Raw genomic sequence first — 24909 nt, 5'->3', positions numbered from 1 at the left:
AAGGAGGCGCCCATGCCCCGCATCAAGACCCTCATCCTCGCCTGTCTCGCCCTATTGCTCGCTCCGGCACTGGCGCAGGCTCAATTGACCGGTACGCTCTCCGGGCCGAAATTCGTCGAGGCGGCCGGGATTGCCGACCGCTTCGAGATCGTGGCCGGCCGTCTCGCGCTGGAAAAAAGCGAAAGCCCGCAAATCAAGATCTTCGCGACGCGATTGGTCGCGGATCACACGCACGCCCTGGCCGGGCTGAAGGCGGCGGCAGCCAAGGCCGATGGGCAGATCGTGGTGCCCGGTTCCCTCGATGCCAAGCATGAAGCGAAAATCGAACAGCTCAAGGCGGCGACCGGCGCGGATTTCGATACGCTGTTCGTCCAGATGCAGACCAGCGTGCATGATGCCGCGATCGGCATCTTCGCCAGCTTCGCCAAGGAGGGCGACCAGACGGCACTGAAGGATTATGCCGCTCAGACTCTGCCCATGCTCGAGCGCCATTTTGAGCAGGTCAAGCAGATCCAGATCCGGACCTGAGCGCGATAGGGCCGCAAATTCCAATCGGGAAAAGTCCCAAGCAGTAAAAAGTCCCGACCGGCAAAGGATTCATGCGCGGCACCGGCGGTGCCCATGCCGCGCCATTTAGACTCAGACCACCTCAGTTCGAGGCGGATTTTTCCGTGAGGACGGCAAGCAAAGCTGTCGCGACTTCGCGCGTCACGCGCTTTTTATACTTGGAATGAACCATCTGGCCGTTGTGGTAGACGTCATATTCCACATAGACCATGTCGCCGTCCCACCGCAGGATATTGTCGGTCTGGGTGGTCTCGATGACGCCGAGGCCTTCGATGAACTGTTCACGCGGCTGCTTCAGCATTTCTGTCTCCCAAACCCGCGCTCCGCCCCCAGGATGAAGGCGGTGCGTTCTTGATGCGCGCGCGGCCCGCTTGGAAAGATAGACCATAGCGGGCCGCCGACAAGCGCGGGCTTTTTAGCCCTGGCCGGCGAAGAACGAGTTAATCATCGTTCGAGGCATTGAGCTGGTCCGCGCGGAGGCATTCGCCCGCGGGGCGCAGCCGCACCCCTGCTTCGATGAACTCCACGCCGGCGGTGTCGAGCGCGGCGCGCATGCGCTGCAATGCCTCGGGCTGGTCGTTCAGGCCGCCGGTCTCGATGGCCTTGATCGTTGCCGTGGGGATCCCGCTGGTGCGTTCGAGATCGCCCTTGGTCCAGCCGAGGAGCGCGCGGGCGGCCTTGATCTGCTGGCGGAGGATCGGGGCATTGAGCATGTGGGCTCCGTCTGGGCTGGAGATTAGGGGCGTCTCAGGCATCGCCTTGCGGCGGATTGCTTGGCGTCACGTCGGGGACGAGCCATTTCGCGAGTTTGGAGCCCATCAGCTTGCGCGCACGTCGCCGGCTGGCGGCACGAAGCTCCAGCACGCGGTTGAGCTCGGCCTGGACGGCCGTGGTCTGGCGCTCAAGGTCAATATATTCCGAACGCGCGGTGCTGAGGCCGCGTTCCATCCGCAGCGAATGGGCATGCACGGCGTCGCGATCCGCCGTCAGCGCGGCCACCTCCTCATGCAAGGTCGCCACTTCCTCGCGCAGCTCCGCCGATCCGGCTTCTTCGCCAAGCGACTTGGCAGCGATCAGGGCCCGAAGTTCGGAAAGCTCGGCCTCCATCCGCCGCGAATCCGCATGGGCGGCGTCTCGATCGATCCGCAGGGCGTCCGCCGCGTTGGTGAGGTCGTGAATTTCGTTGCGCAACCCGCGCGCCTCTTCCTTGAGCGCTTCTTCCTTCGGTATGTTTTCCTCAAGGGATTTCGCCTCGAGCGCGGCGCGGAGCGCGGAGAGCTCGGCCTCATAAGCGGCCTTGATGGCGTCCTCGTTCTGGCGGCGCGTTTCCTCGAACAGACGCTCGACATCATGGGCCTGGGCGCGTGCCACATCGCGATCCATAATGGCATGGGCCAATTCGCCCCGTACCGTGGCAACCTCAGCCTCCAGCTGCTCCACCATTGCCTGTAGACCGAGGGAATGGGCGTGAACGGCGTCGCGGTCCTTGGTGAGGGCCGAGATTTCTTCGATCCATGCGGTGGATTGCGTCGCTTCGGCCTCGGCGCGTGCCCGCGCGTTGGAACATTCAGCACGTGCCGCTTCGAGTTCCGTCTCGGCCTGCAAGGCGCGGGTTGCCAGAACTTGCCGTGCCTCGATCTCTTCGGCGAGGCGCGTCTCGGCCGCGGCGAGGCTCTCCCCGGCGACCTGAAGCGCGGTGTTCAGCCGCTCGATCTCGGCCGCCAGCGCCGCGCGTTCGGCCTCGAAGGCGGCGGGGTTTGCCTCGGCGGCGTCGAGGGCGGCTTGCAGATTGTCCACATGCGCCCGGATCGCATCGCGGTCCGTGGTGAGGGCGAAAGCCGCGGCCTCGAGTTCGCGGATCCGCTCGCGCAGCGCCTCCATCTCGAGGCGGGAGGCTTCACCCGACTCGGCTTGCTCGGAGAGCTTTTCTACAAGCAGATCGCTGCGGACAAGCCTGTCCTGGAGCGCGGCAAGGGCGGGTCCGTAGATCAGGCATGCCTGGTCGAACTCGGTGCGAACCCGGTCTAGGGTCTCCATGGCGCTGTTGGAATTGGGGGTGCGGGTGAGTTCGTCGAGGGCGTCGTGGGCGAGGCGGACCCATTCGTGAATTTCAGGCCGTGTGCGCCAGTTGGGATCATCAATCCGCTGGCGGCGCAGTGTATCTGACAGAAAGTTGTCGATTTCGGCGGCCGAGAAATCAGACACGCGCGGCCAAATGAGATTGAGCCGCGCGCTCGCGGTTTCGAGCGTGCCGCGCCAGTCCGTCAGCAATGCCCGCCAGGATATGACATCCCGCGGTGTCGCGCGGGTGGTGCGCTCAGCATCCAGAACATAACGCAGCCAGACAAGCAGGCCATGGGCGATCGGCAGTCCGTCGCGCTGGCGTAGCGAAAGCGCGACCTCCAGCGGGTTGCGGATCGGCAGGAGGGCGTAAGGCGTATAGCCAGTCGCCCGCAACGCTTCAAACCAGAACGGAACCAGCCGGCAGATCCGAGGGTCCTTGAGCATGATCAGCGGTGCGCCGCCAAACTCGTCCTCAAGCGTCTCGCGTGCCGTCTCGGCGAGGGTGCGGGCAACCGCACTGTCTTTCCAACGCGGGTTGAAGGCCCGCCAGTCGTCCCAGTCCGATCCTCCGGATTCGAGGATCGCCTGGTTGAGATGATGCATGCGCGTCGATTCAAAATAGCCAAGGACATTGTGTTCTGTCGGCTGCATCAGCGTCTTCGGCGGCGCCGCGCCGAGATGCACCAGCGTCCCCGCGAGGGATGACGTGCCGCCGCGGTGCATGCCCAGAACTACAAGCGCGTCCTTCATTGAACCCTTGCCTTCGCCAGCTTGGCGGCATGACATACAAACAGAGATTGCGCTTACGCTAACGGTCCGCACGATGGTGGGAAAGCCCCGCGTGTGCAGCGGCAAGGCCTAATGCCCGTCGTGCCGGATGGCCTCCGAGACCGGAAACTCCAGCACGATCTCCCCCGCCTCATCGTGCACGGCGATGATCGCGGCGAGCAGGCGCGCATCGCCCGCCTGCGTCGCCAGCAGCGCGGCGGCAAGTGCCTGCGCCTTTTCCCATGCAGCGTCGGGATCGCGCAGCACAATGCCGCTCTCGTCCTTCAGCATCTCTGCGCCGAACTGGGTGTGGAAGAAATAGCGAGGCATAAGCGCGGCTCCTGCTGGTGGAGTGCGTGGGCGTCAAACGCCGATATTATCAATGAGCCGGGTCTTGCCGAGCCATGCGGCGGCCAGCAGCCGTATGGGTTCGCCCGGACCGGCCAACGGCGCGAGGCTCTCGGCATGGCGCGCGGCCACATAATCCACCTTCAGCCCGGCGGCGGCGATGCGATCGGCAGCGGCGGCTGACGCGGTATCGGCGGGCGTGCCGGCCCGGATCGCGGCGGCGGCGTCCTTCAGCGCCTGCTGGATCACCGGCGCGATCGCCCGCTCCTCGGGCGAGAGATAGCGATTGCGGGAGGATAGGGCGAGCCCGTCATGCTCGCGCACCGTGGCGCCGGGCACGATTTCCACCGGCAGGTCGAGATCGGCCGCGAGGCGCGTGACCACCTTCAATTGCTGATAATCCTTCTCGCCGAACATGGCGTAGTCCGGCCCGGTGCGGATCAGCAGCTTGCTCACCACGATCGCGACGCCAGCGAAGAAATGGGTGCGGAAATCGGTCTCGAGCCCGAGCGCCGGGCCGCCCATGGCGAAATGGGTCGCGAAACCCTGCGGGTACATATCGGCGGCCGTGGGAGCGTAGACCACGTCCACGCCCTCAGCCGCCAGCAAGGCGAGGTCATTGTCGAATGTGCGCGGATAGCGGGAAAAATCCTCGTTAGGCGCGAACTGGGTCGGGTTGACGAAGATCGAGACCACGATCCGCCGCGCCAGCGTCTTGGCCTGGCGCACCAACGCGATGTGTCCTTCGTGCAGGGCGCCCATGGTCGGCACCAGAGCGACTTTCTCCCCCGCGGCGCGCCATGCGGCCACCTGGGCCCGCAGCGCATCGACCGTTTCCACCACTTCGGGCTTGCCCGCCATCGTGTCTCTCCCGCGGGCCGCAACCGCCCGCCATTCTTTTTGCGGCGCAGACCCTAGCGCCGGAAACCTGCGGGTCAACCGCGCGATCGCGGCAGGGCGGTCATCGCTTCGCACCCTCTGGTGCCGGGCGCGAGAACGCCTATTTTGCTAAGGATGGATCAGGATTCCCTTCCGCCTTGCCGACCCGGCCCGATGCACGGGACTTTCGCCCCATGAGCGGACCCAAGAAGCCCCTGACGCCTGCAGGGTCCGCCAGCGAGGCGGAACTTGCGGCCTTCCTCGCCGCCGCGCGCGACCTTGGGCCGACGCGGGCCGATGGGCAGCGCGGCCGGCTTGCCTTTGCCATGGATGCGACCTTTTCGCGTCAGCCGACCTGGGATCTCGCCTGCCGCCTCCAGGGCGATCTGTTTTCCGCCGCCGCCGATCTGGGCGGGCTCGATGTTCAGTTGATCTATTATCGTGGCCTTTCGGAATGCCGCGCCTCGCCCTGGGTATCCGACCCCGCGCGGCTCGGCGCTTTGATGGGCGCCATCGCCTGCCAGGGCGGGCATACGCAGATCTCCCGCGTGCTCGGCCATCTCGCCAAGGAGGCGCAGCGCTCTGGGCTGAAGGCGGCCGTGTTCGTGGGGGACGCCGTGGAGGAAAATCCCGACGCCCTCGCCGCGAAGGCGGGGGAACTCGCCGTGCTGGGCGTGCGCCTGTTTCTGTTCCAGGAAGGCGAGGACCGGCAGGTGGAAGCCGTATTCAAGGAACTGGCGCGCCTGACTTCCGGGGCCTGGTGCCGGTTTCGCCCTGGCGCGGATGAGGAATTGCGCGCCCTGCTGCGGGCGGTGGCCGCCTATGCCGCCGGCGGCCGGCAAGCCCTTCTGGCGGGGCGGGAGGCAGGGGCGGTGCGGCTGCTTTCGGCCATGGGCCAATGACCGGCCGATCCGGCCCTGACATGATACTTAAGGGCAAGACCCTCATGGGAGAGCGCGTGTGGTGACTTTGATTGCGGGAGCGCTTCTGCTGCTGCTGGGCCTTTGCGCGCTGAAGCTGTGGACCAAAGCCTCGCCCCGGGCGCTTGCGACCGCACTCTACAAGATCGCGGGCTATCTGATGCTCGGCGGCGCGGCCTTCTCTTTGGTGACCGGGCGGTTCGCGGCGGCGGTTCCGCTCGCGATGCTGGGCGCCGGGCTGCTGGCGCAGGTGAACGGAGGCGGGATCGGCGGCTGGTTCTCCGGTCTGTTCGGCCAGGGCCGGTTCACCGGATCACGGGCGCCGCGCGTCTCACGGGTGTCCTCGCCGATGTTCGAGATGGAGCTGAACCACGACACCGGCATCCTGACCGGACGGGTCATCGCCGGTCCGCGCGTGGGCGTCTCGCTGGATGATCTCGCGGTTCCCGAGCTTCTGGCGTTGCGCGGCGGGCTCGATGCCCAGTCGCTGGCCCTAATCGAAGCTTATCTCGACCGCAGGGCGCCCGCATGGCGTGAAGACTCGCAGACCAATGCGGGTGGCAGGAGCGGGAGCGGAAACAATATGAGTGCGCGCAACAGCGCGATGACGGAAGAGGAAGCCCATCAAATACTTGGGCTTGAACCGGGGGCTGGCGAAGCTGCGGTTCGCACCGCGCATCGTGCCTTGATGAAAAAGCTCCACCCCGATCATGGCGGATCCAGTTATCTTGCTGCGAGGGTGAATCAAGCGAAAGATGTCATTCTCAACAAACATCGCTGATTCTCTCCAAACGCACTACATCAATTGCGGAAAATCATGCAGGCGAAATCATTGCGTTGCAGTAAACGGCAGGCTTCCTTCGCTCCTTTTTCATCAAGGCCGGCAAAGCGGGCGCGGTAGAGATCCGTCGAGCCCTTTGAGACTTTCTGCGTAAATCCATCGGCTTGGCCCAAAAGGCTCTTGGCTTTCGCTTGCGCGACATCCAGCCTTGCCCGCGCTTCCTTTTCCGCACCGAAGGCGCCGATCTGAATGCCCCAGCCCGAATGGTGGGGCTGCGTCTGCTGCGCGGGGACGGGCCGTGCCACAGCCTCATTGGGCGAAGGGCCGAAGGTGTCCGGCAATTCTATGGGGCCGGCGGAGGCTGTGCGGATCGGTTCCGCCTGCACGCGCGCGGGTTCTGCAACTTGGATCGGGGAAGGCGGAATAGGCGTTCCGTTCGAGCCGATATAGCCGAGCGTGCCTTTGGGGACGAAGGCCGGCGCGGTCAGGGGCGTAGTAAGCCGCTGGATCGCGACCGTCTTCACGGCCACCGGTCTGATGGGCGCGGCGGAGCCGGGGGCGGGCCCGCGCGGCAGGCTGGCCGTGGTCACCGGATCCGGTGCCGCATAGGCGAGGCGCTGCGGCTCGGGCAGCGGGGCAATAGGGCCGGAGGCTTCGCGCTCGGCGGGGGCAGCGACGGGAACCGGCACCGGCCCGTCATCATCCAGCGCGGCGGTTTCCGTGATCCGGGGCGCCGTACGGTTCCCGGCATAGGCACGATTGTAATTGTTGGCGATCAGGCTTGCCATGCGGTTATCGCGAGAGGCACCGCTGGAGCCGCCAAGCACCACCCCGATGAGGTAGCGATCGTCGCGATGCAGCGAGGTGAGAAGGTTAAAGCCGGAGGCGCGGGTGTAGCCGGTCTTGATCCCATCCACGCCCTCGACGCGACCCAACAGGCGGTTGTGATTGCCGATGGTCTCGCCTTTGTAGGTAAAGCTGCGGGTAGAGAAATATTTGTATTCGCGTGGGAAGCGCTCCTGGATCGCCCGGCCCAGGATGGAGAGGTCGCGGGCGGTGGTCACTTGGCGCGGATTGGGCAGGCCGTTGGCATTCTCGAAATTGGTGCGCGACATGCCGAGGGCATGGGCTTTGCGCGTCATCATGTCGGCGAATCTTTCCTCGGTCCCGCCGACGGTTTCCGCGATCACCACGGCGACGTCGTTGGCCGAGCGAGTCACGATCGCCTTGATCGCGTCCTCGACATCGATGGTCGACCCCGCGCGGACATTCAGCTTGGACGGCGACTGGGCGGCGGCCCGCGCCGAGACCACCATTTCGCTGTTGAGGTTCAGGCGCCCGGCCTCCATCTGCTCGAACAGGAGATAGAGGGTCATCACCTTGGTGAGTGAGGCAGGGTGACGCAGAGCGTCCGCCTTATCCTCGTAGAGGACCTTTCCGGTATTGCCATCCACGATGATGGCGGCCGTGCCGGTTTTCCACCCGGAGCCGGTAGTGTCATCGGACTTGCTCGCGGATGCCTTCTTGCTCTGCGACTGGGCATGGGCGCTCTTATGCTTGCGAGGCTTTGCGTCAACACCCGTTGACGCCATCACCATCACTGCGGCAAGGGCCGCCGCGACGAGCTTGGCGGAGAAGGAGCCGTTCGCGATCGCAATACGCATGAAACCGTGTCCCGTGGGTCAGTCCAGGAAAGGGTCGGCCTGGAGTGGAGCATCTCAATCTCGCGCGAGAGCACGAAAATTCAGGAGGGCTCGGGTCCATGAACCGGGGAATGACTGGCTACAGCCTAAAAACCCGCGGTTACCAACCCGTAAACCAAGCCAAAATGAGGCATGGTGCACTGCACAATTTTGTTGACGTCTTTGTTGCGATGCATCTTAATGCAACTGGGGCGGCTCCGAATGGCCCACCGCACCGGACTTAATGAGTGGCAGCCTTAACAAACGCAATGAGGACACCCATGGCCCAGAATATCGAAGACTTCCAGAAGCTCGGTAAGGAAAACGTCGAACTCGCCATGAAGAGCTTCGGCACCTTCTCCAAGAGCGCCCAGGCGATCGCCCTTGAAATCGCCGACTACACCAAGAGCTCGTTCGAGCTCGGCACCGCAACTCTCGAGAAGCTGATGAGCGCCAAGACGCTCGAGCAGGCCGTCGAGATCCAGCAGTCCTACCTGAAGACCGCGTACGAAGGCCTGGTGGCGGAAACCACCAAGCTCGGCGAGCTGTACAAGGACCTCGCCAAGGAAGCCTACAAGCCGTACGAGAGCGCCTTCGCCAAGGTTCAGTGATCGCGTCCGACACGCTTAGGCTCCCACGGGAGCCTTTCGTGTGGCTTTCCAAAGTGGGCCGAGAGGCGTCATTTTGAAGCCTATGACCAACGGCGGTCTGGCATTGCCGGGCCCCCGTTCCTATTATCTGGCACGTGCCCGACGCCCGGCCGCATCTGCGCGGTCCGTCAAAACCTGGCACGGATGCCGATGAAATGATGCAGTCCTCTTCCCGTCCCGCCCTTTCCCGTTCCCCGTCACGCACGGGGCGTCCGGCTTATGCGCCGGCGATGGCCGCAGGCGAACCGCCGCGCCGTGGCGGCGGCGACAATCCCGGCACTGCCGTCATCACCCGCACGAAGACGCAGACCAAGCGGCCCAGCCTCTATCGCGTCCTGCTGCTGAACGACGACTACACCCCCATGGAATTCGTGGTCCACGTCCTCGAGCGCTTCTTCAACAAGGGGCGCGAGGAGGCCAACACCATCATGATGCACGTCCACCAAAACGGTGTCGGCGAATGTGGCGTGTTCACCTATGAGGTCGCCGAGACAAAAGTGACGCAGGTGATGGACTTCGCCCGCAAACACCAACATCCTCTGCAATGTGTGATGGAAAAAAAATAGGTGCATTCGCGTCGGTTGGCGTCTCAAATTGGTGATGGAGATGTTCAGGCAAGGCTCTTGCGTAATCTGAGAGCCGGTACAAAGTTTGAAGGAGCGCGTGCGCAAACGAAGCCGACGGACGTTCCGGGCTTCGGGTGGCGCACGAGATAGAGGTCTAGATGCCAACTTTCTCACGCAGCCTCGAACAATCGCTTCACCGGGCGCTCGCCCTTGCCAATGAGCGCCACCATGAATACGCGACGCTCGAGCATTTGCTGCTGTCTTTGGTCGACGATCAGGACGCTGCAGCCGTCATGCGGGCGTGCAACGTCGATCTCGACAAGCTGCGCCGTAATCTCATCGAATATGTGGACAGCGAGCTGGAGAATTTGATCCAGGCCGCCGGCGACGATTCCAAGCCCACCGCCGGCTTCCAGCGCGTCATTCAGCGCGCGGTCATCCATGTCCAGTCGTCGGGGCGCGAGGAAGTGACCGGCGCCAACGTGCTGGTCGCCATTTTTGCCGAGCGCGAGAGCCATGCCGCCTATTTCCTGCAGGAGCAGGACATGACGCGGTACGATGCGGTCAATTATATTTCCCACGGCATCGCGAAGCGTGCCGGCCTTTCGGAGAGCCGGCCGGTGCGCGGCGCTGAAGAGGAGACCGAGACGAAATCCGGAGACGACACCAAGAAAAAGGCTGATGCCCTCGACGCTTATTGCGTCAACCTCAACAAGAAGGCGCATGAGGGAAAGATCGACCCCCTCATCGGCCGCGACAAGGAAATCCAGCGCACGATCCAGGTTCTCTGCCGCCGGCAGAAGAACAATCCGCTGTTCGTGGGCGATCCCGGCGTCGGCAAGACCGCCATCGCCGAGGGCCTTGCGCGGCGCATCATCAATGGCGACGTCCCGGAAGTGCTCGCGACCGCCACCATCTTCTCGCTCGACATGGGCGCGCTGCTCGCCGGAACCCGCTATCGCGGCGATTTCGAGGAGCGGCTGAAGCAGGTGGTGAAGGAGATCGAGGCCTATCCCAACGCCATCATGTTCATCGACGAGATCCACACGGTCATCGGCGCCGGTGCGACCTCGGGCGGGGCCATGGATGCGTCCAATCTGCTGAAGCCGGCGCTCGCCTCCGGCACGCTGCGGTGCATGGGCTCGACCACCTATAAGGAATATCGCCAGTATTTCGAGAAGGACCGCGCCCTGGTGCGGCGGTTCCAGAAGATCGACGTGGCGGAACCCACTGTGCCCGACACGATCGAGATCCTGAAGGGCCTCAAGCCCTATTTTGAGGACTATCACAAGCTGCGCTACACCAACGAGGCCATCAAGGCCGCGGTGGAGTTGTCCGCGCGCTACATCCACGACCGCAAGCTGCCCGACAAGGCGATCGACGTCATCGACGAGAGCGGCGCGGCGCAGATGCTGATGCCCGAGAGCCGGCGCAAGAAGATCATCGGCCTGAAGGAAATCGAGGCCACGATCGCGACCATGGCCCGCATCCCGCCCAAGACCGTCTCCAAGGACGATGCCGAAGTGCTCGCCCATCTGGAAAGCACGCTGAAGCGCGTGGTCTATGGCCAGAACAAGGCCATCGAGGCGCTTTCAGCGTCAATCAAGCTGGCGCGCGCCGGGCTGCGGGAACCGGAGAAGCCCATCGGCTCTTATCTGTTCTCCGGCCCCACCGGCGTCGGTAAGACGGAAGTGGCCAAGCAGCTCGCCTCCATCCTCGGGGTGAACCTGCTGCGCTTCGACATGTCGGAATATATGGAGCGCCACACGGTCTCGCGGCTGATCGGCGCGCCTCCCGGCTACGTCGGCTTCGACCAGGGCGGCCTGCTGACCGACGGCGTCGACCAGACCCCGCATTGTGTGCTGCTGCTGGACGAGATCGAGAAGGCCCATCCGGACCTGTTCAACATCCTGCTCCAGGTCATGGACCACGGGAAGCTCACGGATCACAACGGCAAGACCGTGGATTTCCGCAACGTGATCCTGATCATGACCAGCAATGCGGGTGCGGCGGACCTGTCGAAGGAGGCCTATGGCTTCACCCGGACCAAGCGTTCGGGCGACGACATTGAGGCCATCAACCGTACGTTTGCACCGGAATTCCGCAATCGTCTCGATGCGGTGGTGACCTTCGCGCATCTGCCGCACGAGGTGATCGGGCAGGTGGTGGAGAAGTTCGTCCTTCAGCTGGAAGCCCAGCTTGCGGACCGCAATGTCACCATCGAACTGTCCGACGAGGCGACCGCTTGGCTGGTGGAGCGCGGCTATGACGAGCAGATGGGCGCTCGCCCCATGGCGCGGGTGATCCAGGAATATATCAAGACGCCGCTGGCCGACGAGGTTCTGTTCGGCCGGCTCAAGGGCGGTGGCCATGTGCTGGTGGTGGTGCAGGGGACCGGCAAGGAATCGAAGCTCGGCTTTGAATTCCCGGATGGCCCCGTGACGCCGAAGCCGGACAAGATTGTGCCCGCGCCGGCCAAGCGTGCCCCGCGCCGCAAGGCGGAAACGGCGTCGGCCAAGCCGGGGGCTTCACGCTCCGGCGGACCCAAGGGCGGTTCCAAGGCCGCGCCGAAGACGCCGCGTTCCGGCGGCGGCGGTGGGGGCGGCGGCACCACGGGTTCCGGCCCGCGGCGTGGCAGCCATGTGCCCAAGGTGCCGCTCGTCAAGGCGTGAGCCGAAGCGGGTGGGATGAATGCGAAGCGGGCGGCCAGTGGCCGCCCGTTTTTTTGAAGGTGCCACTTGCTTGAAGGTACCACGTGCCCGTGCCGCGCCCGAGACCGGCGACGCACGCCGCCTTCCTCGCCCACCTCAAAGGAGGCCGAGCGACACGCGTAAGCTCGCCGCCACCGGATAAGTGGCGGGAAGCTGCCGCCCCTCCAAATGCGAAACGGAGCGGATGCCGAGGCTGCTGGTGAGGAAGATTTCCTGCGCCTGCGCCAGATCCTCTTCGCTCAGGTTCATTTCGCTGCCGTGCTCGCGCAGCACCTCCGCGCGCATGATGCCGGGCAGGGCGCCTTCGCACACGGGCGGCGTCAACAGCATGTTGCCGATCACCACGAACAGGTTCGCGATGGTGCTTTCCGCCACCCGTCCGCGCGTATTGAGCAACAGGGCATCGTCCGCCCCCCGCGCCGCGGCTTCCTGGCGGGCGAGAATATTGTCCAGGTAATTCAGCGATTTCACGGCATGCAGCGGCGACAGCTCGTTGCGTCGTGTGACACGGGCGATGATCAGCCGAGCCGGCGGCGCCGGCGGTGGGGCGGGCGCGGCGGTGATCAGCACCGTGGGTTCGGGCGCGGCCGGCGGCAGCACGCCGCGCGGTCCCGAACCTCGGCTCAGCGTGATGCGCACCACACCGTCGGAAAGCCCGTTTTTCTCCAGAACCGCGAGCGCCGCCGCGTTGAAATCCACTTGCGGCAACGGCAGGCCCAGCACCTGCGCTCCGGCGGCGAGACGCGCCAGATGGGCATGCAGATGCCATAGCGCACCATTCTTGACGCGCACGGTCTCGAACAGGCCGTCACCGAGGGTGAAGCCGCGATCATCGGGTGCGATGCGCGCTGCGCCGTGTTCCACGAGCGCCCCGTTCAGCCATAGGATCATGTCGGCTCCCCCGAAACCGCCCGTAGCAGGGGCGTGATCTTGACCATGCTTTCCTCATATTCGTCCGCCGGCACCGAATCCGCGACGATGCCGCCACCTGCCTGGGCGATCAGAGTCTCGCCGGAGCGCGCGAGCGTGCGGATGACGATCGAGGTGTCCATCGCCCCGTCGAACCCAATCCAGCCGATGGCGCCGCAATAGATGCCGCGCGGCAGGGGCTCCAGCTCGTGAATGATCTCCATGGCGCGGATCTTCGGCGCGCCGGTGATGGAGCCGCCGGGAAAGCAGGCGCGCAGCACATCCACCGGGCGGATGCCCGGACGCAGCCGGCTTTCCACCACCGACACCAGATGATGGACCGACGCGAAGGTCTCCAGCCCGTTCAGGACCGGCACGCCGACGCTGCCGATGCACGACACCCGGCTCAGATCGTTGCGCATGAGATCGACGATCATCAGGTTTTCCGCCCGGTCCTTTGGGCTCGCCAGCAAGGCGGCGGCGTTGGCCGCGTCGCGGGCGGGGTCGGGATCGCGGGGGCGCGTGCCCTTGATGGGGCGCGTCTCCACCTTCCCTTCAGCGGTAATGCGCAGGAAGCGTTCCGGCGAGGCGCTGATGACCGCGTGCGTGCCATCCCCCGTGAGCAGAGCGGAGAAGGGCGCGGGGCTCAGCTCCAGCAGGCGCAGATAGAGCTCATAATCAGGGAGGCCGGCAGGACGCTGCGCCAGCATGGCCTGGGTGAGGTTGGCCTGAAAGATGTCGCCGGCGCGGATATATTCGATCACGCGGGCGATGCCGGCTTCGACTTCCGCGCGCGGCTGCATGGGCGTCCAGGAGGTGCGGGCCGTCCAGTCCGCGGCGCGGCGCCGGGGAGGGGCGTAGGCGAGGCGGGCCAGCATATGGTCGGCCCGCGCTTGCGCCCGCGCCCGACGCGCCGGACCCTCAGGTTCGGGAAGGCCGCACGACAGCACATAGGCCGCCTCTTGCTGATGATCGAAGGCGAGCACCGTGTCGTAGAGACCAAAGAGCATTTCGGGAAACGGCGCGGGGCTCCGCTTCGGCGCGGGAAGCCGCTCCAGATGGCGCCCCAGCTCGTAGGATATGAATCCCACAGCCCCGGTGGCGAAGGGCACCGGGCTTTCGCCCTGCGGCAGGGCAAAGCGATCGAGCGCACGTTCAAGGGCGGTGAATGGATCAAGATCCAGCGCGGCCCCATCGATCCGCACGCCGCGTTCGTCAGCGGCGATGCGCAGGAATGGATCGGCGGCGATATAGGAATAGCGCCCGCGTTCGCCATCGCGCGCGCCGCTGTGGAGCAGGGCCGCGAAAGGCTCTCCCGCGAAGGTCTCGAACAGCGCCACCGGATCGGCATAGGGAAAGGGAACGACGCGCACGGGACTCGCTGGAAAGCTGGAGAAGACGCCATTCCTTCTAGGCCCTAACGGCTGGAGGCGAAAGACATGCGCCCGGGCCGCCCGGTGCCGGCGGGTATCTCGCATGGCGATTTCGCGAGCCCTGCAAAGGATGCAGACGCCACCCCGGCATGTGATGCTAATTTGCCCGGAACGCACTCCAGAACGGACAAGAAGCCGCCCGTGCCGCCCCCCGTCTCCCCCCCGGCCGTACCGCCACCGCTCCCGCCCGATGTCGAATCCCTTGAGACGCTGTCGCCCCTCGCCTGGGTCGGGCGCGGCGCGCGGCATGCCATCTCCGTTCCCGGCGTGGTGCTGTTTGCCGGCTATGTCGGCCTGGGCGGCCTGCTGCATGGCGTCGGCTTCCCGTTCTTCGCCGGCATGCTCTCCACGCTCCTGATCTGGGCGCTTCCGGCGCAGGTGATCCTGGCAGGCGGCATCGGGGCGGGAACCGCATTGCCGGCCCTCGCCCTCGCCATCGGCCTGTCCTCATTGCGGCTACTGCCCATGGCCGTGGCGATCGCGCCCTTCCTGCGCGGGCACAGGCGCAATTTCTGGGCGGAGCTGCTGTGCTCCCATTATGTCGCCATGACCTTCTGGGTGGAGGGGCTGCGCCTGTTGCCCAAGATTCCGGGAGAAGGGCGCGTCGCGTTCGCGCTCGGGCTCGGCAATGCGCTGCTCGCCGTCAGCCTCGCCGGCACGGCGGTGGGTTTCTTCCTCGCGGGCGAATTGCCGCCGATCCTCGCGGCCGGGCTTCTGTTCCTGACGCCGGTGTCGTTCTCGCTGATGATGATCCGCAATGCCGGCCATGATCTGATGGATTGGCTCGCGCTCGCCGCCGGCCTGCTGAGCGTGCCGTTCGTGGTCGGGCTGTCCGGCGGCGCGGACCTCATGATCAGCGGCATCGGCGGGGGCACGGTGGCCTATCTCATCGGGCGCTTTCTGCGGAGGCGCGCATGAGCACGCTTTCTGGCGAAGCGGCCGCGATCCTGGTGGTGATACTGGTCGGCTTCCTGCCCACCGAAGTGTGGCGGGCGCTGGCCATGGTGGCCGGCCGCAAGGTGCAGGAGGGCAGCGAATTATTCCGCTGGGTCAAGGCGGTGGCGACGGCTTTGCTGGCGGCGGTGGTCGGCCGGCTGATCTTCACCCCTGCTGGCGCGCTGGCCGAGATGCCGTTGTCCCTGCGGCTCGCCAGCGTCGCGGTCGGGGTCGCCGTCTTCTTCGCCTGCCGCCGCTCGATCCTGCTCGGGGCGCTCGCCGGCGAAGCGATGCTGCTGGGCGGCGCCTGGTGGTTTCTGGGCTGAGACCTCTCGCCGCCCGGGCGCGGCTCGCCAAAAAGAAGGGGCGCCACTTGGGCGCCCCAGCCGGGAGGGTCACATCTGAAAAGAGACCGGCGGCGGACCGTCGGCCGGATCGGCCTCAGACCGAATAATACATCTCGAATTCAACCGGGTGCGGCGTCATTTCGAAACGCATCACTTCGGTCATCTTGAGATCGATATAGGCTTCAATGAAGTCCGGAGCGAAGACGCCGCCCTTCTGGAGATAGGCATTGTCATCTTCCAGCGACTTCAGCGCTTCGCGCAGCGAACCGCAGACGGTCGGGATCTGCTTCAGCTCCGCCGGAGGCAGGTCGTACAGGTCCTTGTCCATGGCCGCGCCGGGATCGATGCGGTTCAGGATGCCGTCCATGCCGGCCATGAACAGGGCCGCGAAGGCGAGATAGGGGTTCGCGCCCGGATCGGGGAAGCGCACTTCCACGCGCTTGGCCTTGGGATTGTTGGTGTAGGGGATGCGGCAGGAGGCCGAACGGTTGCGCGCGGAATAGGCGAGCAGAACCGGGGCTTCATAGCCGGGCACCAGCCGCTTGTAGGAATTGGTCAGCGGGTTGGTGAAGGCGTTCAGCGACTTGGCATGCTTGATGATGCCGCCGATATACCACAGGCATTCCTGGCTGAGGTCGGCATATTTGTCGCCAGCGAACAGGGGCTTGCCGTCCTTCCAGATGGACTGGTGCACGTGCATGCCCGAGCCGTTGTCGCCGAACACCGGCTTCGGCATGAAGGTCGCGGTCTTGCCATAGATGTTGGCGACCTGGTGGATGCAATACTTATAGATCTGCAGATGGTCGGCCATGGTGACGAGCGGGCCGAACTTCAGGCCCAATTCGTGCTGGGCGGAGGCGACTTCGTGGTGGTGCTTTTCCACCTTGGCGCCCATCTTGGCCATGGCGCCGAGCATCTCGGAGCGCATGTCCTGCGCGCTGTCGAGCGGGGGCACCGGGAAATAGCCGCCCTTGGTCTTGATGCGGTGGCCGAGATTGCCGCCTTCATATTCGGTGTCGCCATTGGAGGGCAACTCGACGGAATCGAGCTTGAAACCCGTGTTGTACGGGTCGGCCTTGAAGCGCACGTCGTCGAAAATGAAGAATTCGGCCTCGGGGCCGAAATAGACCGCATCGCCGATACCGGTGGACTTCGCGTAGGCTTCGGCCTTCTTCGCGATGCCGCGCGGGTCGCGCGCATAGGGCTCGCCGGTGGTGGGCTCCAGCACGTCGCACACGATCGACATGGTGGTTTCGGAGAAGAAGGGGTCGATGCAGGCGGTTGCCGGATCGGGCAGGAGCTGCATGTCGGATTCGTTGATGGCCTTCCAACCGGCGATGGACGACCCGTCGAAGGCGGTGCCTTCGCTGAACAGGTCTTCGTCAACCATGGAGAGGTCGAAGGTCACATGCTGCCACTTCCCGCGCGGGTCGGTGAAGCGCAGATCGACGTATTTGACGTCGTTGTTCTTGATGGAGTCGAAGACATCCTTGACCGTAGACATGCTGGTAAGTGCCTTTCCTCTAGTACTATTCTTGGTACTTTATCAAATGGCGTCGAGACCAGATTCGCCCGTACGGATGCGGATCGCTTCCTCAATGTTGGAGACGAAGATCTTGCCGTCACCGATGCGGCCGGTCTGCGCGGCGCGACGAATCGCGTCCACGGCTTTTTCGACCATGTCGTCGGCGATAACCACCTCGATTTTCACTTTCGGGAGGAAATCGACCACATATTCGGCTCCACGATAGAGCTCGGTATGGCCCTTCTGGCGCCCGAAGCCCTTCGCCTCGGTGACGGTGATGCCCTGGAGACCGACATCTTGCAGCGCCTCCTTCACCTCGTCGAGCTTGAAGGGTTTAATGATGGCCTCGATCTTTTTCATGCGCTCCGTCTCCCTGGCCCGTCCCACCGGCAACTGGCCGAGCCGGTTTCCCCTTAAGCAGGATGCGTGCCATGCGCGGCAATACATGACCTCTTCCCTGGCCATTGGCAACTGTGACTAAAAAATAGACGGAATGAGTAAATAATAGGCAATGTTTAATGCGCGTATCGACAGTTAATGGATGGGAATTAGGCACGGGGCGATGGAGACCAAAATGATCGAGCTTCTGGACCCCGCGGAGATGGGTCGGGCCGACCAACTGGCCATGGCTGCCGGAATCGCAGGCAGCGTGCTCATGGAGCGGGCCGGCACCGCCGTAGCCGATACGGTCGCCCGGCAGGCGCTTTCGACGCGGATCACGATCCTGTGCGGGCCGGGAAACAATGGCGGCGACGGGTTCGTCGCGGCGCGCGTGCTGAAGCAGCGTGGCTTTCGCGTCCGCCTCGCCCTGCTGGGGGATCGCGCCGCGCTGAAGGGCGATGCGGCCGGCGCCGCCGCGCGCTGGAGCGGCCCGGTGGAGGACCCCGCCACCCTGGATCTCGGGGCGGGCGATCTGATCGTCGACGCCCTGTTCGGCGCCGGCCTCGCCCGCGATCTCGACGGTGCCGCGCGCGCCCTGGTGGAGCGCATGGCGGCGAGCGGTAAGCCCATCGTTGCGGTGGATCTGCCCTCGGGCCTGGATGGCGCCACCGGTGCGGTGCGGGGCGCGGCGGCGCCGGCGGTTGAGACGGTCACCTTCTTCCGCCGCAAGCCCGGTCATCTGCTGCTACCGGGCCGCGCGCTGTGCGGCCGGGTGCGGGTGGCGGATATCGGCATTCCCGACACCGTGCTCGAAACCATCAGGCCCCGCACCAGCGTGAATGCGCCGGCCGCCTGGGGCGCGCATTTTCCCGTTCCGGGTACGATGGGCCACAAATATGCGCGCGGGCATGCGGTTGTCGTCAGCGGCGGCGCCTGGACGGCGGGCGCGGCGCGGCTGTCGGGGCGCGGGGCGCTGCGGGCCGGGGCGGGGCTCGTCACCATCGCCTGTCCGAGCGAGGCGCTGGCGATCCATGCCGCCTCCTATGCCGCCGTCATGATGCGCCCATGCGACGTGCCGGCGGACCTGGTGGCGCTGCTGGAGGATCGACGCCTGTCCACAATCGTGCTCGGGCCGGGACTCGGCGTCGGGGCGCGGACGCGGGAGCTTGTGGAAGCGGCGGCCGGCTCTTCGCGCAGCCTGGTCGTGGACGCCGATGCCCTTACCAGCTTCGCCGGCGCCGCCGATGACCTCGCCCGCCTGCTCGGCCGGTGCGCCGGGGCGGTGGTCACACCACATGACGGCGAGTTCGCCCGCCTGTTCGGTGGACACGCCGATGTTCTGGATGCGCCGTCGAAGCTCGCGCGGGCGCGGGCGGCGGCGCGCGTGCTTGGGGTCGTGGCGGTGCTGAAGGGTGCAGATACGGTGGTCGCCAGTCCGGATGGGCGCGCCTCGATTGCCGAGAACGCCCCGCCGATGCTGGCGACGGCGGGTTCGGGCGATGTGCTCTCCGGCTTCATCGGCGGGCTGCTGGCGCAGGGCATGGCGCCGTTCGAGGCCGCGAGCGCCGGGGTCTGGCTGCACGGCGAAGCCGGGAACGAGGCCGGGGCGGGCCTCATCGCCGACGATCTGCCGGAGGCTCTGTCGGCGGTCTATAGCCGGCTCTTTACGGATCTGCCGCCTCGCTAGAGCCTTCTTACCGAGGACCCTGCGGCGTGGGGTTTCCCACGCCGTGTGATGCCGCGGTGAGGCGAGCCCCCGTCAGACCACCCCTGTCAGACCACCCCTGTCAGACCACCCCCGTCAGGCCAGCCCGTCAGGCGAGCCCGTTCAAGCCAGCCCGGTCAGGCCACGTCGTAGGACTGGGCAGCGACGATGGCGCCGTCGCCGCCGCGCTGGCCGATGACCGCCCATTTGCCCGCCGTGCCGGCCACAAGAGCCGCGCGCACCGTGGTGCGGGGCGCGACCGGAATGGCATCGTGCCACCAGGGCTTCCAGCCGTCGTCCACGCCGTCGAGGAGGCGCGCCGGCGTGCCGTGCAGTAGCACCGCGACTGGCACCTCCAGCTTGTTCACCAGCGAGAGCACGACGCTTTGCCCGGGCTTCACCGTGCCGAGGCTCGGGAAAGACGAAAGCGAGGCCGCGCCGGAAAGCGGCACTTCGAACCGCGCGGCGTTTTCCAGCGGGATCTTTTCCGGCAGGCCGTTGGAGGGCAGGGCCTCCGGCGCCGGAAGCGCCTGGCCCTGGGCGGAACTGCCGGCACCGACGGGCACCACAAGGGCGAGCTGGATCGGCAATTGGGTGGTTTCCACATCCAGGCGGATGGGATCGGCGGTGCCGACATCGAGGGTGAGGTCGATGCGCCCGCCGGGGGTGAGCTGGACGCGACCGTCCTTCAGGGCGAACGGCTGCACCGGCTGGCCGTCCACCGCCAGCACGAAGCAAGGGGCATCGCCCATCTTCAGGCGCAGGAATTGGGCGCTGGCATTGACCAGCCGCAGTCGCGCGCGCCCCCCGGCCGGGGCTTCGAGGGTGGGGGAGACGGCGCCGTTCACCGTAAGCAGCGGCACGGTCATCGTCGGATCGGGCGACCAGGCCTGGACCAGCAGCGTGAGGTCGGCGGAGAAGGGCGAGGGCTGCGCCTCCTCGACGATGAAGGCGCCGACCAGCGAGCGCGACGCGCGCTCCGGCACGAAGGCGCGATAGAGGAACGTGCCAGCGTCGGGCGGGGTAAAGGCGATGCCACGCGTCTCGCCATTGGCAATGGCGCTGCCGGTCAGGCCGGGCACGCCGTCCACCGCATTGGGAACGCGCACGCCCTGCCAGTGCAGGGAGAGAGGCGCGTCGATGGTGTTTTCCACATTCACCGCGAACGGCGCGCCGCGCTTCACGCGCAGCACCGGGCCGGGAATGGATTCGCCGAACAAAGCGATGGAGGACTGCCCGCCAAGCTCGATGCGCACGGCGTCGGCGGCCTTGAGCCGGTTCGCGGTGTCCGGCGGGGTCGCCGGCTGGGCGCCTGCGGCGCGTGCGAACGGGACGCTGAGCGCCAGGGCGGCGGCTCCGGTGAGAACCGCACGACGGGAAGGGGCCGGAACGCGCAAGGCAGCTCTCCTGGAATTGAACGGTTGAGCGGAGCGGACCTTCTCCTGCCGCCGGGCAAAGGGCAAGCCGGATTTACCATCGCGGCCGACGGGCGGGAAAATTCCCGAGGATGGCCGCGCGACGGGCGGCCAAAGCTGCTTTTTCTTGCTGCACGGTGACAGCAGCATGATATAAGCCCCAGCCCGGCCGGTGCCGATTCAATCGGTCGCGCACCAGGAGAAGCGCGTCTCGCGCGGCTCCCGAGTGCGTGAATTTCGGGCACGCGGGCGTGGCGGAACTGGTAGACGCGCGGGATTTAGGTTCCCGTGACGAAAGTCGTGGGGGTTCGAGCCCCTCCGCCCGCACCACGTCACCGGACCGCACCCTTTCAGGATGCGCCATGCGCCTTGCCGGACGCGGCGCACTTTGAGTTTTGATGGAATGACACCGCCGCGGCGGAAAATGAACGAAGGCAAGACGATGCAGGTGACCGAAACCCAGGCCGACGGCCTCAAGCGCGCCTTTCGCGTGGTGCTTCCCGCGGCGGACCTGGATGCCAAGGCCAATGGCCGCCTGACCGAGCTCAAGGGCCAGGTGCGTCTGAACGGCTTCCGCCCCGGCAAGGTGCCGGTCGCCCATCTCAAGCGCGTGTACGGCAAGTCCGTCATGGCGGAGGTGATCGAGCAGGCCGTGACCGAGGCCAATGGCAAGATCGTCGAGGAGCACGGCTTCCGCCTCGCGCTCCAGCCGCGCGTCGAGCTGCCGAAGGACGAAGCCGAGGTCACCAACGTCATCGAGGGCAAGGCCGACCTCGCCTATACCGTGGAGCTTGAGATCCTGCCGGTGATCGAGCTGGGCAATTTCAAGGACATCTCCATCGAGAAGCTGGTGGCGATCGTGTCCGACGCGGAAGTGGACGAGACCCTGAACCGGCTCGCCGATTCCAACCGGCCCTATAGCGAGAAGCAGGGCGCCGCCGAGAATGGCGACCGCGTCACCACCAATTTCGTCGGCACCATCGACGGCGAAGCGTTCGAGGGTGGTTCGGGCGAAGGCATCCAGGTGGTGATCGGCTCGAACAGCTTCATCCCCGGCTTCGAAGAGCAACTGCTCGGCATTGCCGCCGGCGAGACCCGCACCGTCAACGTCTCCTTCCCCGAGGCCTATGCGGCGCGCGAGCTGGCCGGCAAGGCGGCGGCGTTCGAAGTGACCGCGACACTCGTGGAGGCGCCCGGCGAACTGGTGCTGGACGACGAATTCGCCAAGAGCCTCGGCCAGGAGAGCCTGGACAAGCTCAAGGAGCAGGTCCGCGCCCGCATCACCCAGGAGCATGCCGGCGCCAGCCGTCAGAAGGTGAAGCGCGCCCTGCTCGACGCGCTCGACGCGCTGCATAAGTTCGACGTGCCGCCGACCCTGGTCTCGCAGGAGTTCGACGGCGTGTGGCAGCAGGTTCAGCAGGACCTGACCGCCCAGGGCCGCACCTTCGAGGACGAAGGCACCACCGAGGACGCCGCCCGCGGCGACTATACGCGGATCGCCGAGCGTCGCGTGCGGCTCGGGCTGGTTCTTGCGGAAATCGGTGAGCGCAACAATATTCAGGTCAGCGACGATGAAGTGACGCGTGCGGTGGTGGAGCGCGCGCGGCAGTTTCCCGGGCAGGAACAGCAGGTGTGGGATTACTATCGCCGCAATCCGCAGGCGATGGCTTCCGTCCGCGCCCCCCTGTACGAGGAGAAGGTCGTCGACTTCCTCCTCGAGCTCGCCAACGTGACCGAAAAGCCGGTCTCCCGCGAAGAGCTCTATAAAGAGGAAGACGAGAAGGCGGCCTGAGCCTCAGGTCGTCACCTGCTTCCACTGCGACGATATCGCGCGGCGCACCCTTCCCGGTGGCCGCGCCTGAGGATGCGAGATGCGCGACCCCATTGAGACGTACAACAGCTATCTGGTTCCCATGGTGGTCGAGCAGACCAACCGCGGGGAACGCTCTTACGACATTTATTCGCGCCTGCTGAAGGAGCGGATCATCTTCCTCACGGGACCGGTGGAAGACGGCATGTCCACCCTGACGGTGGCGCAGCTCCTGTTCCTGGAAGCCGAGAATCCCAAGAAGGAAATCTCGATGTACATCAACTCCCCGGGTGGAGTGGTGACGTCGGGCCTCGCGATCTACGACACCATGCAGTTCATCCGTCCGCCGGTGTCGACGCTGTGCATCGGGCAGGCGGCTTCGATGGGCTCGCTGTTGCTGACCGCTGGCGAAAAGGGCCTGCGCTTTGCGCTGCCGAACGCGCGAATCATGGTTCACCAGCCGTCAGGCGGGTTCCAGGGCCAGGTTACGGACATCATGCTGCATGCCAAGGAAATCATGAGCCTGAAGCAGCGGCTGAATGAAATTTATGTGAAGCATACGGGCCAGCCGATTGCCAAGATCGAAGAGGCCCTGGAACGCGACAACTTCATGACGGCGACCGCCGCGAAGGAGTTCGGCCTGATCGATTCCGTGCTCGACCAGCGCCCGGCGGAAGAGCCCGCCAAGGCCTGATCCGCCCCTTTTTAGGGGCCATTTGGACGCACGGCTCTTGCGTGCAGTGCAAGATCGCGCTTGCATGGGGCCATGAGCCGGCATTCGAACCGGCTGTGGCGGTACCCTGTGGTTCTTCCCGCCTAGGGACACTGTTCAGGGACCCGCCACGGCAGGCCGTGTCGAGTGGCGTCACTGCGTCGATCGGGAAGCTTCACCTCTTTTCGACGATGCCATCCTCAGGCAAGCGGTCTGGGCATAATCTGTGCATGTGCCTTGATTGCAACGCGAGAGGGTGATTGGCTGAACTTCGGCCGAAAGCCGAACGGTTCCGGGTGCGGCCTCAGCCGCGTCTGGTCCTGAATTGGTCCAACGTCAGCGCGCCTTGGCGGGCGGACGGGCAGACCGGACGGAGAAGAAGATGAGCAAGACCGGCGGCAGCGACAGCAAGAACACGCTTTACTGCTCGTTCTGCGGCAAAAGCCAGCACGAGGTCCGCAAGCTCATCGCAGGACCTACGGTCTTTATTTGCGACGAGTGTGTCGAACTGTGCATGGATATCATCCGCGAGGAGTCGAAATCCTCGTTGGTGAAGTCGCGGGATGGCATTCCGACCCCGAAGGAAATCCGCAAGGTCCTGGATGACTATGTCATTGGCCAGGAGCATGCGAAGAAGGTCCTCTCGGTGGCCGTGCACAACCATTACAAGCGGCTCAACCACGCCACGAAGCATGGCGACGTCGAACTGGCCAAGTCCAACATCATGCTGATCGGGCCCACCGGCTCGGGCAAGACGTTGCTGGCGCAGACTCTGGCGCGCATCCTCGACGTGCCGTTCACCATGGCCGACGCCACCACGCTCACCGAAGCGGGCTATGTGGGCGAGGATGTGGAAAACATCATCCTCAAGCTGCTCCAAGCCGCTGATTATAATGTGGAGCGGGCGCAGCGCGGCATCGTCTATATCGACGAAATCGACAAAATCAGTCGCAAGTCCGACAATCCCTCCATTACCCGCGACGTGTCGGGTGAGGGCGTGCAGCAGGCGCTGTTGAAGATCATGGAAGGCACGGTCGCTTCCGTGCCGCCCCAGGGTGGCCGCAAGCATCCCCAGCAGGAATTCCTGCAGGTGGATACCACCAACATCCTGTTCATCTGCGGCGGCGCGTTCGCCGGGCTCGACAAGATCATCTCCACCCGCGGCAAGGGTGGCACCTCCATCGGCTTCGGCGCCAAGGTCGCGCCGGTGGAAGAGCGGCGGCCGGGTGAAGTGTTCCGCGAGGTGGAGCCCGAGGACCTGCTGAAATATGGCCTGATCCCCGAGTTCATCGGCCGTCTGCCGGTTCTGGCGACGCTCGGCGATCTCGACGAGGCGGCCCTCAAGCAGATCCTGTCCGAGCCCAAGAACGCGCTGGTGAAGCAGTATCAGCGGCTGTTCGAGATGGAGAACGTGGACCTGACCATCCACGAGGAAGCCCTCGGCGCCATCGCCCGCAAGGCGATCGAACGCAAGACCGGCGCCCGTGGCCTGCGCTCCATCATGGAAGGCATCCTGCTCGACACCATGTTCGACCTCCCCGGCCTTGAAGGCGTGGAGGAAGTGGTGATCAGCAAGGAAGTGGTCGAGCAGGGGGCCCGGCCGCTCTATATCTACGCCGATCGTGTCGGCGATGCCGGCGCCAGTGCGTGACGCTCCGCATTCCGCTCAAGCCCCTCGCGCCGCGCGCGCGGGGGTGGTGTCGAAGCTTGCCCACGGCGCGGCTTTTCTTTCCGGCGGAACGGGATCCGGCACTTTCGAGCCGAACCGCCGGAGACTTGATCCGACGATCTTGAAACCTG

The 24909-nt window shown here is 65.4% G+C and carries 23 protein-coding genes and 1 tRNA gene; 13 read left to right on the top strand and 11 right to left on the bottom strand.

The genetic code is table 11. The features are described 5' to 3' along the window. The first annotated feature begins 12 nt into the window (after positions 1 to 12). Positions 13 to 528: a DUF4142 domain-containing protein gene (locus tag V5G24_RS13865; protein ID WP_394081978.1), complete on the top strand. Its 516-nt coding sequence runs from the start codon at positions 13 to 15 to the stop codon at positions 526 to 528. A 121-nt stretch (positions 529 to 649) separates the two neighbouring features. On the opposite strand, the gene V5G24_RS13860 is transcribed toward V5G24_RS13865, so the two are convergent. The 5 genes from V5G24_RS13860 to panC all read right to left on the bottom strand — a co-directional run bounded on the left by V5G24_RS13860 (position 650) and on the right by panC (position 4608). After that, positions 650 to 868, bottom strand: coding sequence for a hypothetical protein (locus V5G24_RS13860; RefSeq protein ID WP_394046263.1), 219 nt, complete (start codon positions 866 to 868; stop codon positions 650 to 652). 139 nt (positions 869 to 1007) lie between these two features. Further along, positions 1008 to 1280, bottom strand: a complete 273-nt coding sequence (locus V5G24_RS13855; protein ID WP_394081980.1) for a helix-turn-helix domain-containing protein — start codon at positions 1278 to 1280, stop codon at positions 1008 to 1010. A gap of 34 nt (positions 1281 to 1314) precedes the next feature. Further along, positions 1315 to 3381: a hypothetical protein gene (locus V5G24_RS13850; RefSeq protein WP_394081982.1), complete on the bottom strand. Its 2067-nt coding sequence runs from the start codon at positions 3379 to 3381 to the stop codon at positions 1315 to 1317. Between the two features lie 108 nt (positions 3382 to 3489). After that, positions 3490 to 3729 (bottom strand): DUF6894 family protein, encoded by a 240-nt coding sequence (locus tag V5G24_RS13845; RefSeq protein WP_394081984.1) that lies wholly within the window; start codon positions 3727 to 3729, stop codon positions 3490 to 3492. A 33-nt stretch (positions 3730 to 3762) separates the two neighbouring features. Continuing rightward, the gene (gene panC, locus V5G24_RS13840; protein ID WP_394081986.1) at positions 3763 to 4608 is read right to left on the bottom strand and encodes a pantoate--beta-alanine ligase; all 846 of its coding nucleotides are present in this window, start codon (positions 4606 to 4608) and stop codon (positions 3763 to 3765) included. Between the two features lie 212 nt (positions 4609 to 4820). Between panC and V5G24_RS13835 the strand changes: the two genes are divergently transcribed. Together V5G24_RS13835 and V5G24_RS13830 are read left to right on the top strand one after the other, a co-directional pair. Beyond that, a complete protein-coding gene (locus tag V5G24_RS13835; RefSeq protein WP_394081988.1) occupies positions 4821 to 5528 on the top strand; it encodes a VWA domain-containing protein in 708 nt (235 codons plus the stop codon). Between the two features lie 61 nt (positions 5529 to 5589). Then, positions 5590 to 6327: a J domain-containing protein gene (locus V5G24_RS13830; protein WP_394081990.1), complete on the top strand. Its 738-nt coding sequence runs from the start codon at positions 5590 to 5592 to the stop codon at positions 6325 to 6327. A gap of 20 nt (positions 6328 to 6347) precedes the next feature. Here the strand turns inward: V5G24_RS13830 and V5G24_RS13825 are convergent, their stop codons facing one another. Next, positions 6348 to 7991: a serine hydrolase gene (locus V5G24_RS13825; protein ID WP_394081992.1), complete on the bottom strand. Its 1644-nt coding sequence runs from the start codon at positions 7989 to 7991 to the stop codon at positions 6348 to 6350. Positions 7992 to 8290: 299 nt separating this feature from the next. On the opposite strand from V5G24_RS13825, the gene V5G24_RS13820 reads away from it, so the two are divergent. The 3 genes from V5G24_RS13820 (at position 8291) to clpA (ending at position 11897) form a co-directional block, all read left to right on the top strand. After that, complete coding sequence (locus V5G24_RS13820) at positions 8291 to 8620, top strand: phasin family protein (protein ID WP_394081994.1); 330 nt, start codon at positions 8291 to 8293, stop codon at positions 8618 to 8620. 269 nt (positions 8621 to 8889) lie between these two features. Beyond that, on the top strand, positions 8890 to 9225 hold the full coding sequence (gene clpS / locus V5G24_RS13815) for an ATP-dependent Clp protease adapter ClpS (RefSeq protein ID WP_394069576.1): 336 nt from the start codon (positions 8890 to 8892) through the stop codon (positions 9223 to 9225). Positions 9226 to 9383: 158 nt separating this feature from the next. Continuing rightward, positions 9384 to 11897, top strand: coding sequence for an ATP-dependent Clp protease ATP-binding subunit ClpA (gene clpA / locus V5G24_RS13810; RefSeq protein WP_394081996.1), 2514 nt, complete (start codon positions 9384 to 9386; stop codon positions 11895 to 11897). Positions 11898 to 12032: 135 nt separating this feature from the next. Here the strand turns inward: clpA and V5G24_RS13805 are convergent, their stop codons facing one another. Together V5G24_RS13805 and pabB are read right to left on the bottom strand one after the other, a co-directional pair. After that, the gene (locus tag V5G24_RS13805; protein WP_394081998.1) at positions 12033 to 12827 is read right to left on the bottom strand and encodes an aminotransferase class IV; all 795 of its coding nucleotides are present in this window, start codon (positions 12825 to 12827) and stop codon (positions 12033 to 12035) included. Further along, a complete protein-coding gene (gene pabB, locus V5G24_RS13800; protein WP_394082000.1) occupies positions 12824 to 14218 on the bottom strand; it encodes an aminodeoxychorismate synthase component I in 1395 nt (464 codons plus the stop codon). The genes V5G24_RS13805 and pabB overlap by 4 nt, the downstream gene beginning before the upstream one ends. Before the next feature lie 201 nt (positions 14219 to 14419). Here pabB and V5G24_RS13795 point away from each other — a divergent pair, with 201 nt between their 5' ends. Both V5G24_RS13795 and V5G24_RS13790 read left to right on the top strand, forming a co-directional pair. Then, the gene (locus V5G24_RS13795; protein ID WP_394082002.1) at positions 14420 to 15196 is read left to right on the top strand and encodes an AzlC family ABC transporter permease; all 777 of its coding nucleotides are present in this window, start codon (positions 14420 to 14422) and stop codon (positions 15194 to 15196) included. Next, positions 15193 to 15540, top strand: a complete 348-nt coding sequence (locus V5G24_RS13790; RefSeq protein ID WP_394082004.1) for an AzlD domain-containing protein — start codon at positions 15193 to 15195, stop codon at positions 15538 to 15540. The genes V5G24_RS13795 and V5G24_RS13790 overlap by 4 nt, the downstream gene beginning before the upstream one ends. A gap of 115 nt (positions 15541 to 15655) precedes the next feature. Here V5G24_RS13790 and glnA read toward each other — a convergent pair whose 3' ends face one another. After that, positions 15656 to 17065: a type I glutamate--ammonia ligase gene (gene glnA, locus V5G24_RS13785; protein WP_394082006.1), complete on the bottom strand. Its 1410-nt coding sequence runs from the start codon at positions 17063 to 17065 to the stop codon at positions 15656 to 15658. A gap of 42 nt (positions 17066 to 17107) precedes the next feature. Further along, a complete protein-coding gene (locus V5G24_RS13780; RefSeq protein WP_348845278.1) occupies positions 17108 to 17446 on the bottom strand; it encodes a P-II family nitrogen regulator in 339 nt (112 codons plus the stop codon). A 214-nt stretch (positions 17447 to 17660) separates the two neighbouring features. On the opposite strand from V5G24_RS13780, the gene V5G24_RS13775 reads away from it, so the two are divergent. Beyond that, on the top strand, positions 17661 to 19154 hold the full coding sequence (locus V5G24_RS13775; RefSeq protein WP_394082008.1) for an NAD(P)H-hydrate dehydratase: 1494 nt from the start codon (positions 17661 to 17663) through the stop codon (positions 19152 to 19154). A 155-nt stretch (positions 19155 to 19309) separates the two neighbouring features. Here the strand turns inward: V5G24_RS13775 and V5G24_RS13770 are convergent, their stop codons facing one another. Next, the gene (locus V5G24_RS13770) at positions 19310 to 20569 is read right to left on the bottom strand and encodes a multicopper oxidase family protein (protein ID WP_394082010.1); all 1260 of its coding nucleotides are present in this window, start codon (positions 20567 to 20569) and stop codon (positions 19310 to 19312) included. A 263-nt stretch (positions 20570 to 20832) separates the two neighbouring features. Between V5G24_RS13770 and V5G24_RS13765 the strand changes: the two genes are divergently transcribed. The 4 genes from V5G24_RS13765 to clpX all read left to right on the top strand — a co-directional run bounded on the left by V5G24_RS13765 (position 20833) and on the right by clpX (position 24760). Then, positions 20833 to 20917, top strand: a tRNA-Leu gene (locus tag V5G24_RS13765). A 112-nt stretch (positions 20918 to 21029) separates the two neighbouring features. Beyond that, entirely contained in the window at positions 21030 to 22379 is a 1350-nt protein-coding gene (tig, locus tag V5G24_RS13760) for a trigger factor (protein WP_394082125.1), read from the top strand. A gap of 79 nt (positions 22380 to 22458) precedes the next feature. Then, positions 22459 to 23091: an ATP-dependent Clp endopeptidase proteolytic subunit ClpP gene (gene clpP / locus V5G24_RS13755; protein ID WP_394082012.1), complete on the top strand. Its 633-nt coding sequence runs from the start codon at positions 22459 to 22461 to the stop codon at positions 23089 to 23091. A 400-nt stretch (positions 23092 to 23491) separates the two neighbouring features. Beyond that, a complete protein-coding gene (gene clpX / locus V5G24_RS13750) occupies positions 23492 to 24760 on the top strand; it encodes an ATP-dependent Clp protease ATP-binding subunit ClpX (RefSeq protein WP_394046229.1) in 1269 nt (422 codons plus the stop codon). Positions 24761 to 24909: the final 149 nt, after the last annotated feature.

Source organism: Roseixanthobacter finlandensis (assembly GCF_043195105.2).
Taxonomy (GTDB): Bacteria; Pseudomonadota; Alphaproteobacteria; order Rhizobiales; family Xanthobacteraceae; genus NCEH01.
The sequence above is the reverse complement of the archived record's forward strand: the minus strand, read 5'-3'. Positions and strand labels throughout refer to the sequence as shown.